Origin of the sequence: Nostoc sp., from assembly GCF_036919555.1 — a bacterium.
Classification (GTDB): Bacteria; Cyanobacteriota; Cyanobacteriia; order Cyanobacteriales; family Nostocaceae; genus Nostoc.
The window spans coordinates 18375-33301 of the sequence record NZ_JBALCS010000013.1; the positions used below are offsets into that span (position 1 = coordinate 18375).

Below are 14927 nucleotides of genomic sequence, written 5' to 3' on the forward strand. Positions count from 1 at the left end.
ATTTACGCTATCGGAGGATCTTCAAATTTATAGCCAACCCCAACAACAGTTTTAATAAAAGTAGGATTTGCCGGATCAGGCTCAATCTTTTTTCGCAACCGAGCTACATGAGTATCCACCACTCGTTCATCGCCAAAAAAGTTATCTCCCCAAAGTTTATCAATTAGTTGAGTGCGGTTCCAAACTCGACCAGGATTGCTGACAAAGGTAGTTAGCAAGTTAAATTCTAGGGTAGTTAAGTCCAAAATTTCAACTTCCTGAGAATTCAGCTGACGACTGGCAGTGCGCTGATCTACATCGACAAAAAAGTGTTGGGTACGATTGACTTGATTTTGTCCCCCTTGGCGGAGACTACGCCGTAATAGTGCCCGCACCCTAGCTACCAACTCTCTGGGACTAAAGGGTTTGACCATGTAATCATCAGCACCAGTAGACAGACCAATCACGCGATCAATTTCTTCACCCTTAGCCGTGAGCATCAAAATGTAAGGATCTTTTGCACCTGGTTTCTGGCGAATTCTGGCACAAACTTCTAAGCCATCCAAACCAGGAATCATTAAATCTAGAATGATTAAATCAGGTGGTTGCTCGTGAAACATCCGCAAAGCATTTATGCCATCGCGGCTAGTGCGACAAAAAAATCCTTCTTTTTCTAAAGAGAGTTCGATCAAATGAGCAATTTCTGGTTCATCTTCAACTATTAAAATATCCATTTAAAGATTTGAATTTGACGACGTGCGATAACTATAGCCAAGATGAGAATCTTTTTGAATGTGTACTTTAATACTATCGAGGTCAATGAAGCAGTCAGCAACATCAATCAAGCTTTCACTAGTGGACGTTTGCAGACTGACCACTTCCACTCGAACTCCCATTCTACTGACAGCGTTTACAGCATAGGCTAAATCTCCATCCCCACTGACTAAAACCGCAGTATCATAATAAGGAGCTAAAGTGATCATGTCTACAGCAATTTCTACGTTCAGATTTGATTTTTTGAAATTCTCTGCTGCCATAAGTAGCTCTTTTGCCACTACACGATAGCCATTACGGCGCATCCACAATAGAAAACCCTGTTGCTTTTCATTGCTGATATCAACCCCAGTATAGAAGAAAGCCCGCAACAGTCTTGAACCGTTGGTTAAATGACAAAGCAATTTAACGTAGTCAATTTCTATGCCGAGTTGCAAAGCTGTATGAAATAGGCTTAAGCCATCAATAAAAATAGCAACTCGACCACGATTAAACCTATTGAAAATCGAACTATCAGGTGCAGTATCTTGCATTTTCTTAGTATCTTTACCTTTGACAGCAGCATCGCTCAAATTTTGCCCTTGCCAATGGGGTTTAGCTTTGAGAACTTTAGTTTCCTTAAATTCATTTCTTTGTTTGCTAAAATTAGTTATAATCATTGATACCTCTGATTTTAAAGCTGGAAAGAGTTTTGAGTAAATTGTCTATAGTATAGTCTGTGCTGATTTATAATCGCTTTTCAATACTCCTTTTTTAAAAAATGGTGTAGCCTTAGCTGACTTAATCCAACATTCGTTTAGCCCCACTTGGAGTAGTTGGCATTAGGGGATGATTATTTTGCTCAACTACTGGTACAAACATTTACAATAAATCCTATTGCTAGGTGTATATTTCCCATCGCTACTGACTGCCTAAGAGGTTAAAAACTTGGGAAGCATTCTTAACGTTTTGTGGGCTACCACGCCCAGGCAATTCAGTAATGGTTGTGAACCTGTAAGCTAGATACTGTTTTAGTCTTGCATTTCAAAGGTGGTAAATCTTTTTCTTGCAAGCCCCGTGTCTTCTCCCAAAGTGAGATGCCCCGCGAACAGACGGGGTTTGTGACCTATCTATATTTTATTTTACCTCTCTATTTTGATAACTTTACAGCCAGAAAATTGAGATTTACGCAGGCTAAGGATACTCAAATACTTACAGAGTTAGAAACATTATTGACGAAAATACCAGATTCCCGACTTCATTCAAAAGTCGGGAATCTCAATCTTAGCCTTTAGCTAACTTATTCTTAGAGGTGTAGTAAACCTTACTACCAGTATCAGGTACAAAATGGCAGATAATAGATGAATTCCATAATGACTTCCAAATCGGTTCTTCCGATTTGTGGAAATACTCACCCATCACTGGTTTTATTGCCTCAGTTGCCTTCAGCAAATTGTAGTGAGGGATGTTAAGGAATATATGGTGAGCAACATGAGTACCGATATCATGATGGATATGATTGATCAAACCATAATTACGGTCAATGCTAGAAATCGCGCCTTTCAGGAAAGTCCAATCTTCTCCACGATACCAGGCAAGGTCTGGCTCAGTGTGGTGCAAGAATGTCACCAAATCCAGCCAAATTACGAACACAATGTAAGGTACAGCGTAATATTTCAATAACCACATCCAACCCCATTGGTAGGTGAGGAAACCGAGCAAACCTACCATGCCAATCAAAAGTACAGTACTAGTGATCACATCCCATTTTTCCGATGGTTTGAAAAGCGAACTGCTGGGCAAAAAGTGGGAGCCTTCCTTATTAGGAGAACGCTTAAACAAATACAGAGGATAAGCCAAGAGAAAAACATAATATCTGCCGATCTTTTGGGCTAAAGGCATCTCCTTATATTGTGATTCTGTCACAGGATACCAGCTTTCATCGTTATCGATATTGCCAGTATTTTTATGGTGAGTTCTGTGGCTAATCCGCCAACCATGATAAGGAACAAGTATTGGTGTGTGAGAAAGATGTCCAATCAAATCATTGAGCCATTTATGCTTAGAAAAAGATTGGTGTCCGCAGTCATGTCCGACTACAAACAAAGCCCAAAACATCGTTCCTTGCATTAACCAGAAAATCGGGAAGAAAAGCCAAGAATCCAGGTAATAAGCAACTGCATAAAGCAGACCGATAATCAAGATGTCACGGAAGAAGTAAAAAAGTGATTCTGTCACATTGGGTTGAAAGCATTCAGCAGGAATTGCAGCTTTTAAATCCTGAAGAGTAAAAGGTAATTTAGTCGTATTCTCAGAGGTTTCACAACTAGGAGAGTTATTGAAAGCGATAGTATTTGATTGCACTGGATTCTGTTGTTGGATATAAATCGGAACTTTATTTGAGAGAAGATCATCTCACTTCTAAGATGCCCACAAAACTAGCGATCGTTAACACACAATCGGATCATTTCTGGCAATTTACCTAAAATTTTAGTTAGTAAACAATTGCCAGATTCTATTTAAACACAGCATAATAAACGCTCTTGTCGGTTCAAGAGCGTGAGTGTAATCACAGTGCTATTTATCGCTCTGTATAATATTCGTTGAAAGTCTTATAGCCACCATCAGTTGTGTATAGTTGACACTGGTCTGTAATCTGCTTCATTAAAGACCAAGAAAACTGAGACTCATCATGTAGATAAGGCTGCCAATTTTCTTTGATGCTGCTGTAAGCTAGCCGCAAATTATAAGAAGGAATCGCAGTGGAAATATGATGAGGGACATGAACATTGATATCATGACACAGGATTTCTACCCAACGGGGATAATCGCAATGGATAGTGCCAAATAGCTGTGCTAGAGCCTCATTCCACTTGTTCGCTGTCACAAAAGGAACATCTGCGGCAGTGTGGTGAACAATAGTAAAAGTACTCATCCAAAAATGGTAAATCATCCAGGGTACTAGCCAAAACTTGACAAATCCCCAGATACCAGTTGTGGCGATCAGAATCGGGAAAGCGATCGCTGCAAACACAACGACTACAGCCACAGAAAGCTTGATACTCGATTGGTCTTTAGTTTTGAAGTTCCGCCAATCAAAATGCACCACAGCCCAATGTCCAATGGAACCTACCCACCACAAGCGTTTACGCATGAACAGTTCAAAAGCAGACTGCCGGCTTTTATCCCAATTTTCAAACGCTTCTGGGGTGATTGGATGCCAAGCGTTGTCCTCATCTAGCTTGTTGGTATGAGTATGGTGATAATTATGCTTAATGCGCCAACTGTGAAAGGGATAAATTAACGGCATCATAAAGAAATGCCCCACCAAATCATTTACCCAACGACGTTTGGCAAAAGACCTATGACCACAATCATGGGCAATTACAAAAAAACCTGTTAAAGCAGTGCCCGTAAAAATCCAAGCTAGGGGCAAAAGAAACCAAGGAGTGATGGTCAGGCTGTAGTAGCCCAAGGCAACTGCCAAGACACTGATTATTACTTGTGTCCAAGCTTTGCGACGGCTCTGCTGAAAACATTCCCGTGGTACGGTTTTGACAATATCTTTGAGCCTAAAGTCGGAATTACCAGGCTCGTCACTTACTTTCTGGCTGTTAATTATTGATGTAGTCATGGACACCTAAAAAACAAAAAACTCCTCCACCAAGTCACCAAAAAGCAACTTGCCTCAAATATTCTTCACATTAGCGCTTCGGATTATAGCAATCTAACCGACACAAGCGCACCCGTAAATAGCTTTTTTTAAAAATAAGGAGTTAGAAGCGATGAGCTAAAAAAGGTAGACATCCTAACTCCTGTACAGACGCGATTAATCGCATCTCCTAACTAACTTTTGTTGGGGCTAACTTCACATTAGTAGCCAGACCAACTGCTTGCAGCAATTGAACAGTCATCCAAGTTAAATCGATTTCCCACCATTCCAGCCCATGACGAGCTGAGTATTGAAAAGCATGATGGTTATTGTGCCAGCCTTCACCAAAAACTAGTACGGCTACCCACCAGCAATTAGTCGATCTATTACCAGAATCATAGCTCTGATAGCCAAATTTATGAGTAGCACTGTTCACCAACCAAGTGCAGTGGTAAACCCAGACAATGCGAACAAAAATTCCCCAAACAACGAACGGCCAGCCACCCAGAAGCAAAAGCAATACACCCAGAGCAACCTGGATCAAAATGAAATATTTTTCCAAAAACTGATAAAATGGGTCTTCGGCAATGTCTTTGGTGAAACGAGGAACTTCAGCGTGAGCGGGACAATAGTGAATCAGCCAATCCATGTGGCTCCACCAAAAGCCTTTATTGGAATCATGGGGATCAGCGTCAGTATCTGAGTGCAAATGATGGATACGATGTGTTCCTATCCACTCAATTGGGCCTCCTTGACACGAGAGTGTCCCGAAGAAAACCAGGAGATACTCTAGCCACTTGGGAGTTTGAAAACTGCGGTGAGTAACAAGGCGGTGAAATCCTAGAGTAACTCCTAAACCACCAGTTACCCAATACAGCAAGAAACCCACACCAACTGCCGTCCAGCTAAAGTTACCAGGAACAAAGGCAAATAAAGCGCCGATATGCAGTCCAATGAAAAACAGGGTATTAACCCAGTTAATTTGAGGTTTAGTTGAAGTAGCAATTGTCATGCAGTAACCTGAATTTGAATTTTCCAGCCTAGTCTGTGGGATCTAGAAATCCGCATATCTATAATTTTATTTTGAACGAGGAACTGATGAACAGCTTAGAACAGCTGCGGCAAGCAGAACAGGCACTATTAGAAATTTTTTCTGGAATTGACACTCAGGTCAAGCATAATCTAAAACGGGTACTGGATGCCTTTCGTAATCACCGTGTGGGCGCACACCACTTTGCGGGTGTAAGTGGCTATGGTCACGATGATTTAGGACGAGAAACTTTAGATAAAGTTTTTGCCGAAGTTATGGATGCCGAAGCTGCGGCGGTGCGAGTGCAGTTTGTTTCGGGAACTCATGCGATCGCCTGTGCTTTGTTTGGTGTCCTCCGTCCTGGAGATGAAATGTTAGCAGTGGTCGGTTCTCCCTACGATACGCTTGAAGAAGTGATTGGTTTACGGGGTCAAGGTCAAGGCTCCCTTATTGAGTTTGGCATAAATTACCGCCAATTGGAGCTAACGCCCCAAGAAACTATAGATTGGCAAGCTTTAACTACTAGTGTGGCTGAAAACACGCGTTTAGTGTTAATTCAGCGTTCTTGTGGCTATTCTTGGCGTCCGAGTTTATCAATTGCCGATATTGAAAAAATCGTCCACTTAGTCAAACAGCAAAACCCGAACACCGTTTGCTTTGTGGATAACTGCTATGGCGAATTTATTGAAACCAGGGAACCTACAGCCATAGGTGCTGATTTAATGGCAGGGTCATTAATTAAAAACCCTGGTGGCACCATTGTCAGCGCTGGCGGTTATGTCGCCGGTCGCGCCGACTTAGTGGAAGCCGCCGCCTGTCGTCTCACTGCTCCCGGTATCGGTAGTTATGGTGGTGCTACTTTTGATCAAAATCGCCTGCTGTTTCAAGGCTTATTTCTAGCGCCGCAAATGGTCGGAGAGGCGATGAAAGGGACATACTTAACTGGTTATGTATTTGACAAACTTGGTTATCCAGTGAATCCCGCACCCCTGGCTCCCCGTGGGGATGTGATTCAGGCAATCAAACTCGGTTCTGCTGAAAAGCTAATTGCTTTCTGTAAAGCTATACAACAACATTCTCCTATAGGTTCCTACTTAGATCCTGTTCCAGATGAAATGCCGGGGTACGAGAGCCTGGTAGTAATGGCTGGGGGGACATTTATTGAAGGGAGTACTTTGGAATTATCAGCAGATGGGCCTTTGCGTGAACCGTATGTGGTTTATTGCCAGGGGGGAACTCATTGGACTCATGTGGCGATCGCCTTGGAGGCTGCGATCGATGCAGTCGGAAAGGCTGGCTAGATATTATAGCATATATTCCGCACAGCATGAGGTTTATTGAGAAATTAGTGAAAAGCGATCGCATTACTTAATCTTGTGACAAGTTCAAGGTGATTCTTATTTCTCGTCATTATCCGATCTGGTAGAGGTTAGGATAAATTTAATTGGAAGATTGGGGCTTTCTCTGCTGAAGCTTCTGGATTTTATAAATAATTTTTTTGTACTTATCTGTTGCTCCTTGTTTTTTGTAAAGAGTCGCTGCTTTCTGATAACTTTCAATTGCTTCTTGTTTATTTTGTAAGTTATTCTCATAAGCAAAACCACGACTTTTGTAAGCATCAGCTGAGTCAGGAGAGAGGCGAATAGCTTTGGTATAGTCGTCGATTGCTGCCTGATATTTTTTTAGAGGATATTGAGCATCACCACGTTTTATATATGCCTTAACATTTTTAGGAGCAATTTGAATAGCTTGGGTATAATCTTTAATTGCTGCCTGATAATCTTTTACAAAATAGCGTACATGACCACGTTTTATGTATAAATTAACATTTTTAGGCGCAATTTGAATAGCTTGGGTGTAATCTTTAATCGCTGCTTGATAATCTTTGAAGAAATAGTGGACATCACCACGTTTTATGTATGAATTAACATTTTTAGGCGCAATTTGAATAGCTTTAGTATAATCTTCAGATGCTCCTTGGTAATCTTGTCTATCAAGCTTATCTTGCCCCTGAATTAATAAGTTATTGACCTGCATCTTTGGTGAAAAATTACAAAATCCTAATAACGCCGCAACTCCAATAACACTAGCAGCGATACCAAGTGAGAAAGTCGGTACATTTATACCTCGAATAATTCGGTTTAAAGAGTGGTTGGAAATCAAACGGTTGATAGATGCAAAAAATTCAGCTTTTTGTTGTTCTTGAATCAATAGTCGTTGTCGCTGATCTTTTTGTATTTTCTCGACTTCTTGCCTAATTTTTTCAACAATATTTACAAATGCATCATCCCGTGTTCGCCAAAACTTACTAGTTATAGGTTCACCATTGTCAGGTAAACACTGTAGATGTCCGAATGGTGTAGCTTGCCAGTTATCAATTGGGCGGAGTTTAACAGGGATTACACGGGCTTTTTCAGTGCTGCACCGTTCCATTGCCCGCTTCGTAATGTCCCTACAATCATCTGCTGCCAAAAAGTCCGGACTAACCAGCAATACAATCACTTGAGATGTATTTAGATGTTCGTAACTTTCGTGCTTCCAGTCTCTTCCGGGCAACATTTGATTTTTCTGCCAGTTTATGATTACTCTTAGTGATTGCAAACTACATTTAAGGTGCGATTCTAGGTCTTGCCGCAAGTTTTTATCTTTGGGAGAGTTAGAATGGGCGAAAAAAAGTTTTATCGTTTTGGTAGATGTCAGCAAAAAAGACATAAATTCTGATTTACGTGGGTTTTATTGGAAAACTTTTAAGAGCCGTATTTAATGTGATTCGGCAGCTATTTGCTGCACTGCTTCTGCAAATTCTTCAGCAATCTGAACGAATGCTTCATTTTGATTTTTCCAAAACCTACTGTCAGTTATAAATTTGCCATTTTTAGGTAAATACTGGAGATCGCCAAGCTGTAAATCACCAAACCTTATACTCTGCCAACCTGCAATTGAACTGACAAGTACAGGAATAACGTGGGCTTTTCCGGCATTCTGTCTTTCCATTGCTTGCTTAATCTCAAAGTTGCGGTGGTACTCCGAGTTGAGAAAATGCCGAGTAATAAGTAAGAGAATTATACAGGCTGAGTTCAGATTTTTATTAATTTCAATATTTCTATTGTTGCCAGCTCTTATTTTCTCATCATGCCAAATACTAATAACACCTTGTTTCTCCAAAGTACTGAGAGACTCTTCTAGGTCTACTCGGAGTTTTTTATTTCTGGGAGAGTAAGATAAAAAAACTGTAAACTTCCGTGTTGGAAGTTCAACATTAACAGTAGACAATGGAGTAGTTGTAGTTACGCTTTCTTCTCTCTTTAACTGGTTTTTTGTGAGCAGTTTAGGAGTTAGATGCTCTGGAATACCTGCTGTACGTATGACTCTACAGCCAAGTTTGTGTGCAAATTCAACAGATTTACCCGCACCTAGAGCATCGTAAAAAGCGACGGCAAATTCAATTGCTGCCTTATCTCCGATTGCCTGACTCATGCCAATGACGTAATCTATATATTGCGCGATCGCCTTAGCTTGAATCTCGGAATAACAAGCGTTGAGTAATACGCACTTTACATGATCCGCGAATAACTCAAACAGTCCTGCGAGTGCTTCTCCATCTACTAGCTTCACCCCTCCTGTTAAATCCTCAAATATCAAGCCATCCTCTCCTGCTCCATGTCCAGAAAAATGGACAATCTGCGGCTCGAAGTCCATAATTTGGCGGTGAATATCTCTATGACGTACTGCTAATGCTGACTTGATTAAAAATTTCTCACGTTTCTTTGCCCTTAGTAAACCTTCCTCAATGTCACGCAACTCCTCGTCTAGACGCAGTTTACTCACGCCTTGCGGGTTCGCTGCCAAAATCAGGATTTTGTTCACTGGGGTTTGATTGTTCATTAGATGATTTTGATGTAGATAGCATTTGACAGCACAAAGTTTAGTTGAGTTTTGTGCTGGCTTGGTAGATACTTTGCCGCCCACATCCACTCAACAGGAGAAATACTGTATTTAATAATTACATATAAGTAAATGCGTTCCGTAGAAACGAAACGCACTTAAGACAAAATTTACAGTTGATAAAGAAATCATGAAGCGATCGCAAGCTTATTCACCCTATCGTGTAAGTGCGATCGCGAAAAAATTCGCTTATACCCATTTTCCTTTTCTTTGGAGAAGTCAACAGATAAGAATTTATTTCTAGCATTGCTCTCACTACTTCCACGTTCCTAATCTATCAAACTACCAAGTGACTGCTAGCTAGCTGATACATGTTCATCTGGCAAAAATCCCCCCAACCCTCCTTTACAAGGAGAATTGAGGGAATCAAGTATTATTGACAATGCCTTGTCCTAAAGGACACGCTACGCGAACACCAATTTACGAGGCTGAGTTGGTGTATTAACTCTTTTTTCTCCAAGGCTTGGCAAAAACAATAAGTCCTAAAAATTCCTTCAAGGATTCCCGCAAGGTTTTTTTAGCGTATTACCTGTAGTATAAGGAGTTTGAGACTCCAAGCTAGTACTTTTGTACGCAACTTTGCCGTTTATAGTCAGCCCTTCGGCTGACGATGGACGCACCTGCCCCAGCGGCCGGGCGTGATTTCAGGACTCGATCTCAGTGCATTTCTGCTGTCACCCCAGCGTTTGCACCGATCGAGTCCAGATCGGCGATCGTTTCTGGAGTCAGCTGCAGAGTCGCGGCTTTAAGATTTTCGCGCAGATGCTCGACCGACGACGTGCCTGGGATGAGCAAGATATTAGGGGAGCGCTGAAGCAGCCATGCAAGCGCAACTTGCATGGGTGTAGCTTTCAACGAGGCTGCGGCTGCTTCAAGTGCTGAGGATTGCAGCGGCGTGAACCCGCCAAGTGGAAAGAATGGCGTGAACGCGATATTGAGCCGTGCAAGTTCGTCGATCAGCGGATCATCGTCGCGGTGCGCTAAGTTGTATTGATTCTGGACGCAAACAATCTCAGTGATCGACTGAGCCTCTGCTAATTGCTGGGGTGTGATGTTGCTGAGACCAATATGGCGGATAAGACCCTGACGCTTCAAGTCAGCAAGTACCGTCAGCGGTTTTTCGATGAAAACTTCAGCCGATTCCTGTTGGTCTGGGAGGCGGAGATTCACGACATCGAGCGCTTCCAGACCAAGATTTTGAAGATTATCGTGAACGGCATCGACGAGTTCCTTGGGCGAGAGGGCTACTTGCCACGATTTATCCTCGCCCCGGCGAGCTCCTACTTTAGTGACGATCACTAATCCCTCCGGGTAGGGGTGCAATGCCCGCCGAATAATCTGATTGGTAACGTGCGGACCGTAGAAATCGCTGGTGTCGATGTGATTGATTCCAAGCGCAACAGCTTCGCGCAGAACGGCAATGGCGGCGTCAACATCGCGTGGGGGTCCCCAAACACCAGGCCCCGCGAGTTGCATAGCGCCATAACCCATACGCTTGAGAGACATTGAAGTGCCTGGGAGTGTAAAACTGCCGCCGAGGTTCGTTTGATTAGTCATCTTGTCTTTCCTTCAGTGTTTTTGAATGTGGCATACATTGATAATTAGCTCTATGAGTTTCATCTTTTCTTAGTACCATTCGACTATGGGTATTTTATTACGAGTTTGTACCTTACTAAACTAGATAACAAGTCAAAGTAAGCCTTGCGAGCGCCTGACATTTTGGGCAATTTTTTCTCAGCCGCAAAGGACAGTAAAAAGGGGAACAACATTCTTGTTCCCCTACGAAGGTTCTATATTCCATGCAATTGAAAGCGGCCATAAGTTTTTAGCGATCGCAAAATTTTAGATAACTGCAAATCAGTTTTCGTCTCGCCCGTGAACTTCAGCGGGTGGACTGGTTGCCTCAACAGCAGTGAATGGTTCTAAAATTTTATAGGTGTGGCTGGCTCCTTTTGGTACTACCCAAGAACTCCCAGACTCTAGTAAAATCGTTTGCCCTTCAATATGTAATTCTGCACGACCAGTGATTACATAACCAACAGTTTCATATTCTCGCGCTGCTGGCTCTTTAGGTTCATTCGGTTGCTCATTCTCCCACAGGCGCATGGAAATGGTTTTGCCAGATGCAAGATATTTCTGACCAAGTTGACCTTTAGGGGAATGGCTAGAGTCTACTTTGATAACGCTTGTATCAGATGTATCAGACATATTTTTTGCCTCTTTTACTTTTAAACTTTGATTGTTTTACCAGTGCGAGCTGCTTGGTAAATTAGCTGCATCAGCCTGACATCTTGCCAACTTTGCTCACCAGGAGTTTTAGGCTGTTTATTCGCCATGATCGACTCGGACAAATGATCCATCTCTAGGGCGAATTGCTTCTTTTCCTCAATGATTCTGTTGTTCATTGCTGTTTTTGCGTTTGATCGTCAGCCGATGTTGGTAGTAGTCGGTAGCTGGGCTATGCTTTCAGCTTTGGCGCGATGTCCAGACTACAAGCTGCAGCTCTACCAGACGCTTTGCGAAAGCCTCTACACCACTGACTAACCCTACCAACTTTGAGCGCTTACATTCACCAAACGACGAAATAATCTGCTGCGTAGCAAACTACTTTCATAATTATTTAGTCCTTAATTATGATTTTTGGCTCGTTAATATCAAGATAAAAACTCGATTTAGCTTAATATTGAGACGCGATAATTATCGCGTCTCAGTAACTGCTCAAAACTTATTCAACAATGTATAAGTCAAAAATTTAGACTCAACATTTCCTACAAGTCTACCTTCTATTTCTCAGTTGCTTGCTAGAAGGATTTTGGTAATAACCTTCTTTTTCTCCAGTCAATGGCTCAACTGTTTTTTCGACTTTATTTTCTGTAGACTTAAGAAACTCTTTTGTAGCTCTAGGAGTTTTTTCATCCAAGTTGAGCTTTTCGCGGATATTATCAACAGCGCCTTTTATGGGATTTTGGGTATTTTTTATTTGGGTATCGTTTCTAATTTCACCTTGCTCATCTGGGGTTATTTTATAATAAGTACCCTCTGGAGTTTTAACATCAGCTTGGGCAACATGAATGTCGCTAAAAGCCTGACCTAATAAAAACATAAATCCTACCAGAGGAACTACAAGGATTTGCGAAATGCGAATATTTCGTAGCCATGAAATTACTCGATTCATAAAAAACCTCAATTGCATTATGTTGGGTATACAATTCAAAAGACTGAATGACTATTCACCATTCAGGGTTTAAGAACAACTTTGATGCAGTTGTCCTTTTTTTGTTGAAAAATCTGATAGCTGTGGGGTGCTTCCTCTAAAGGCAATTGATGGGTTACAACAAAGGATGGATCAAGTTTTTCATCCCAAATCATCTACATAATAAACTAACGACATCAATGCAAGCATCGGCCCCACGGCCACCAGTCATCTGTTTCAACGCTTCGCCAGCATTAACTTCTTCATAGTTAATCACTTCTGCTTTGGCAAACTTTTTCGCCATTTCCAGGCGTTCGGGAAAGCGATCGCTATTGATCGCTTTTTCGGCTCCCATCATGTAGGCACTAATCATGTGGCGTCATTGGCCAAATAATTACTTGCGTCCACTTGGTTGACTTTCGGTGGTGGCAATTTCGCCTGCTTCCATTAGCATCTTGAAGCGGTGCAATTCATCACCAATTTGCTGTTCTGGTTCTTCACCAAAAAGTTTAGCTACCGTAGCTCCCAATGCTCCACCTGGTGGGTTATACTCCAAAACAATCTTAACTTCTGTGCCGCGTTCAGCTGGTGCTTTTTTGAAGCGAACAAAACCAGAATTATCAACGTCTGCACCTTCTACAGAAGCCCAAGAAATAAATTCATTTTCGCGATCTTCGAGAATTTCTGCATCCCATTCCACGCTGTTACCCAAGGGTGCATTGGCTATCCAGTGAGAACGTTTTTCGTTGTACACTTTGACAGATTTAAGATGCTTCATAAATGTGGGCAGGTTCTCAAAGTTGTGCCAAAAGCGATACAATTCTTCTACCGATTTATTAATTGTTACCGTCTTTTCAACTTTGATGGGTTGGTTTATACCTATTGCTTCTTGTGCTTGTTGAATCGTGCTTTGTTTAGTTGCACCTTGATAGATCAAACCGCCACCCGCTAAAGCCGTCAACGCTCCCCGCAAAGAACCTTGTCTTAAACCCACCAGCACCATAGCACCGCCACTGATGAGAGATGCCCAACGCTCTACTTCACTAGCTTCAGCCTGACTTGTACTTAGTTTATCGTCTGATGTTGAAGTCACTTTTTTATATCTCCATCAAAGTAAATTATGCACCGAGGCGCAAATACTTTCTTCTTTTATCTCTGTGTTGTTTGCTCCTAGCGAAGTTCAGAGCGGCAAAAGCCGCCACTCCGATTTCTTCGTCCAGTTCATTCAAAAAACCTTACATTGATACAGCAGCCCCTGTAGTCGGCTTAGGAGGCTGAATCTGAACACCTATCCGCGCCCGATATACTTCTGCCAATCGCTGTTCGGATTTCAATAAATCATGGTAAATTTCTTTGAAAACAGCAGTTGCTACTGGATCAGTGAACATTGCTGACAAATTACCAATATCGCCAATACCTGTTTGAACATCCCCCAAAGCGGAACGTAACTGATATATATCATCACTTCCGGTTAAGGCAGTTTTTACTTTGGCATACTGATTGGCAATATTTGCCCCTAAAGAGGGTTTTTCGTCCAGTAGCTGAAGATAAGTTTCCAGTTTTCCAATGTGGCGCTGTTTATTAGCAATGATTTCTTGAAAGACTGATTTTACTTCGCTATCTGATTCCTTTTCTAAGTACTTCTCAAATGCTTCTAGGGAATAACGTTCACCACCAAGGGCACTATTTAAACCTTTGGCAATATCACCTTTAGTTGAGCCACCCCAAGCATCAGCCAGCTTCCACCATTCAGCAGTTATGTCTTTCTCATTTGGTAATGCAGCATCTTTGCCACCATAACCCAAACGACTTAAAATAGCTGTTGTGAAAATTGGCAAGTCTCCGGGTTCACGAGATGTAATTAAATTCCCGTCAACTACCACCGGCTCATTTAAATAATTTCCGCCAGCGTTAATTATATCTTTGGCAATAGCGCTAAAGCCAGTAACTTGTTTACCTTTGAGCAAGTCACCTTCAATCAAAACTTGTGGACCGTGGCAAACCGCAGCTACCAATTTTCCTTGTTGCATAGCCTCTTGGACAAACCTTACTGTGTTAGGGTTGCGCCGCATTTTATCGGGAGCCATCCCACCAGGAATCACCACTGCATCAAATTCGGCTGCGATCGCTTCTGTCGTAGTAGCATCAGCTTCTACGCTAAGTTTGCCCTGTTTACCCTTATATTTTTCATTCATTCGGGAACCGAGGACTACTACCTCCATTCCTGCTTGTTTTAGTCCATTATAAGGAACTGTGAATTCTGCATCCTCTACTGCCTGTTCAATGAGGATGGCAACTTTTTTATTACTGGAATGATTGTTATGGTCAGTCATAGATGTTATTACCTGTTTATTTTTACTAGTTTTTAACTAGCT

At 41.9% G+C, this 14927-nt stretch carries 14 protein-coding genes and 1 pseudogene; 1 reads left to right on the top strand and 14 read right to left on the bottom strand.

What is annotated here, in order from left to right; genetic code table 11:
• Positions 1 to 2: 2 nt before the first annotated feature.
• From V7K36_RS05430 to V7K36_RS05450, 5 genes are all read right to left on the bottom strand, one after another.
• Positions 3 to 713 carry a response regulator transcription factor gene (locus V7K36_RS05430; RefSeq protein WP_334829170.1) on the bottom strand — a complete coding sequence of 237 codons (711 nt, stop codon included), beginning with the start codon at positions 711 to 713 and terminating at the stop codon, positions 3 to 5.
• Positions 714 to 1412, bottom strand: a complete 699-nt coding sequence (locus V7K36_RS05435; RefSeq protein WP_334829168.1) for a LabA-like NYN domain-containing protein — start codon at positions 1410 to 1412, stop codon at positions 714 to 716.
• Between the two features lie 604 nt (positions 1413 to 2016).
• On the bottom strand, positions 2017 to 3096 hold the full coding sequence (locus tag V7K36_RS05440) for a fatty acid desaturase (protein WP_335113836.1): 1080 nt from the start codon (positions 3094 to 3096) through the stop codon (positions 2017 to 2019).
• A 217-nt stretch (positions 3097 to 3313) separates the two neighbouring features.
• Positions 3314 to 4366, bottom strand: coding sequence for a fatty acid desaturase (locus V7K36_RS05445; protein WP_335113838.1), 1053 nt, complete (start codon positions 4364 to 4366; stop codon positions 3314 to 3316).
• 208 nt (positions 4367 to 4574) lie between these two features.
• Positions 4575 to 5396, bottom strand: a complete 822-nt coding sequence (locus tag V7K36_RS05450) for an acyl-CoA desaturase (protein WP_335113840.1) — start codon at positions 5394 to 5396, stop codon at positions 4575 to 4577.
• A gap of 86 nt (positions 5397 to 5482) precedes the next feature.
• Here V7K36_RS05450 and V7K36_RS05455 point away from each other — a divergent pair, with 86 nt between their 5' ends.
• The gene (locus V7K36_RS05455) at positions 5483 to 6715 is read left to right on the top strand and encodes a methionine gamma-lyase family protein (protein ID WP_335113842.1); all 1233 of its coding nucleotides are present in this window, start codon (positions 5483 to 5485) and stop codon (positions 6713 to 6715) included.
• 139 nt (positions 6716 to 6854) lie between these two features.
• On the opposite strand, the gene V7K36_RS05460 is transcribed toward V7K36_RS05455, so the two are convergent.
• From V7K36_RS05460 to V7K36_RS05500, 9 genes and pseudogenes are all read right to left on the bottom strand, one after another.
• Positions 6855 to 8126, bottom strand: coding sequence for a toll/interleukin-1 receptor domain-containing protein (locus V7K36_RS05460; protein WP_335113844.1), 1272 nt, complete (start codon positions 8124 to 8126; stop codon positions 6855 to 6857).
• Between the two features lie 48 nt (positions 8127 to 8174).
• Positions 8175 to 9299: a TIR domain-containing protein gene (locus V7K36_RS05465; RefSeq protein ID WP_335113846.1), complete on the bottom strand. Its 1125-nt coding sequence runs from the start codon at positions 9297 to 9299 to the stop codon at positions 8175 to 8177.
• 717 nt (positions 9300 to 10016) lie between these two features.
• On the bottom strand, positions 10017 to 10916 hold the full coding sequence (locus tag V7K36_RS05470) for an oxidoreductase (RefSeq protein WP_335113848.1): 900 nt from the start codon (positions 10914 to 10916) through the stop codon (positions 10017 to 10019).
• 300 nt (positions 10917 to 11216) lie between these two features.
• Positions 11217 to 11567, bottom strand: coding sequence for a cupin domain-containing protein (locus tag V7K36_RS05475; protein WP_335113850.1), 351 nt, complete (start codon positions 11565 to 11567; stop codon positions 11217 to 11219).
• 20 nt (positions 11568 to 11587) lie between these two features.
• Positions 11588 to 11764, bottom strand: coding sequence for a hypothetical protein (locus tag V7K36_RS05480; protein ID WP_335113852.1), 177 nt, complete (start codon positions 11762 to 11764; stop codon positions 11588 to 11590).
• A 371-nt stretch (positions 11765 to 12135) separates the two neighbouring features.
• Positions 12136 to 12534 carry a hypothetical protein gene (locus V7K36_RS05485; protein WP_335113853.1) on the bottom strand — a complete coding sequence of 133 codons (399 nt, stop codon included), beginning with the start codon at positions 12532 to 12534 and terminating at the stop codon, positions 12136 to 12138.
• Between the two features lie 62 nt (positions 12535 to 12596).
• Positions 12597 to 12925 (bottom strand): annotated as a pseudogene (locus V7K36_RS05490) (zinc-binding dehydrogenase); the annotation flags it as partial.
• A 21-nt stretch (positions 12926 to 12946) separates the two neighbouring features.
• Entirely contained in the window at positions 12947 to 13645 is a 699-nt protein-coding gene (locus V7K36_RS05495; RefSeq protein ID WP_335113855.1) for an SRPBCC family protein, read from the bottom strand.
• A gap of 142 nt (positions 13646 to 13787) precedes the next feature.
• Positions 13788 to 14885 carry a DJ-1/PfpI/YhbO family deglycase/protease gene (locus V7K36_RS05500; RefSeq protein WP_335113857.1) on the bottom strand — a complete coding sequence of 366 codons (1098 nt, stop codon included), beginning with the start codon at positions 14883 to 14885 and terminating at the stop codon, positions 13788 to 13790.
• Positions 14886 to 14927: the final 42 nt, after the last annotated feature.

Bases quoted from the DNA above. Each gene is read 5' to 3' on its own strand.
- V7K36_RS05485 (WP_335113853.1), bottom strand. From the start codon at position 12,534: ATGAATCGAGTAATTTCATGGCTACGAAATATTCGCATTTCGCAAATC.
- V7K36_RS05500 (WP_335113857.1), bottom strand. From the start codon at position 14,885: ATGACTGACCATAACAATCATTCCAGTAATAAAAAAGTTGCCATCCTC.
- V7K36_RS05465 (WP_335113846.1), bottom strand. From the start codon at position 9,299: ATGAACAATCAAACCCCAGTGAACAAAATCCTGATTTTGGCAGCGAAC.
- V7K36_RS05445 (WP_335113838.1), bottom strand. From the start codon at position 4,366: ATGACTACATCAATAATTAACAGCCAGAAAGTAAGTGACGAGCCTGGT.
- V7K36_RS05455 (WP_335113842.1), top strand. From the start codon at position 5,483: ATGAACAGCTTAGAACAGCTGCGGCAAGCAGAACAGGCACTATTAGAA.
- V7K36_RS05450 (WP_335113840.1), bottom strand. From the start codon at position 5,396: ATGACAATTGCTACTTCAACTAAACCTCAAATTAACTGGGTTAATACC.
- V7K36_RS05435 (WP_334829168.1), bottom strand. From the start codon at position 1,412: ATGATTATAACTAATTTTAGCAAACAAAGAAATGAATTTAAGGAAACT.
- V7K36_RS05480 (WP_335113852.1), bottom strand. From the start codon at position 11,764: ATGAACAACAGAATCATTGAGGAAAAGAAGCAATTCGCCCTAGAGATG.
- V7K36_RS05470 (WP_335113848.1), bottom strand. From the start codon at position 10,916: ATGACTAATCAAACGAACCTCGGCGGCAGTTTTACACTCCCAGGCACT.
- V7K36_RS05460 (WP_335113844.1), bottom strand. From the start codon at position 8,126: ATGTCTTTTTTGCTGACATCTACCAAAACGATAAAACTTTTTTTCGCC.
- V7K36_RS05430 (WP_334829170.1), bottom strand. From the start codon at position 713: ATGGATATTTTAATAGTTGAAGATGAACCAGAAATTGCTCATTTGATC.
- V7K36_RS05475 (WP_335113850.1), bottom strand. From the start codon at position 11,567: ATGTCTGATACATCTGATACAAGCGTTATCAAAGTAGACTCTAGCCAT.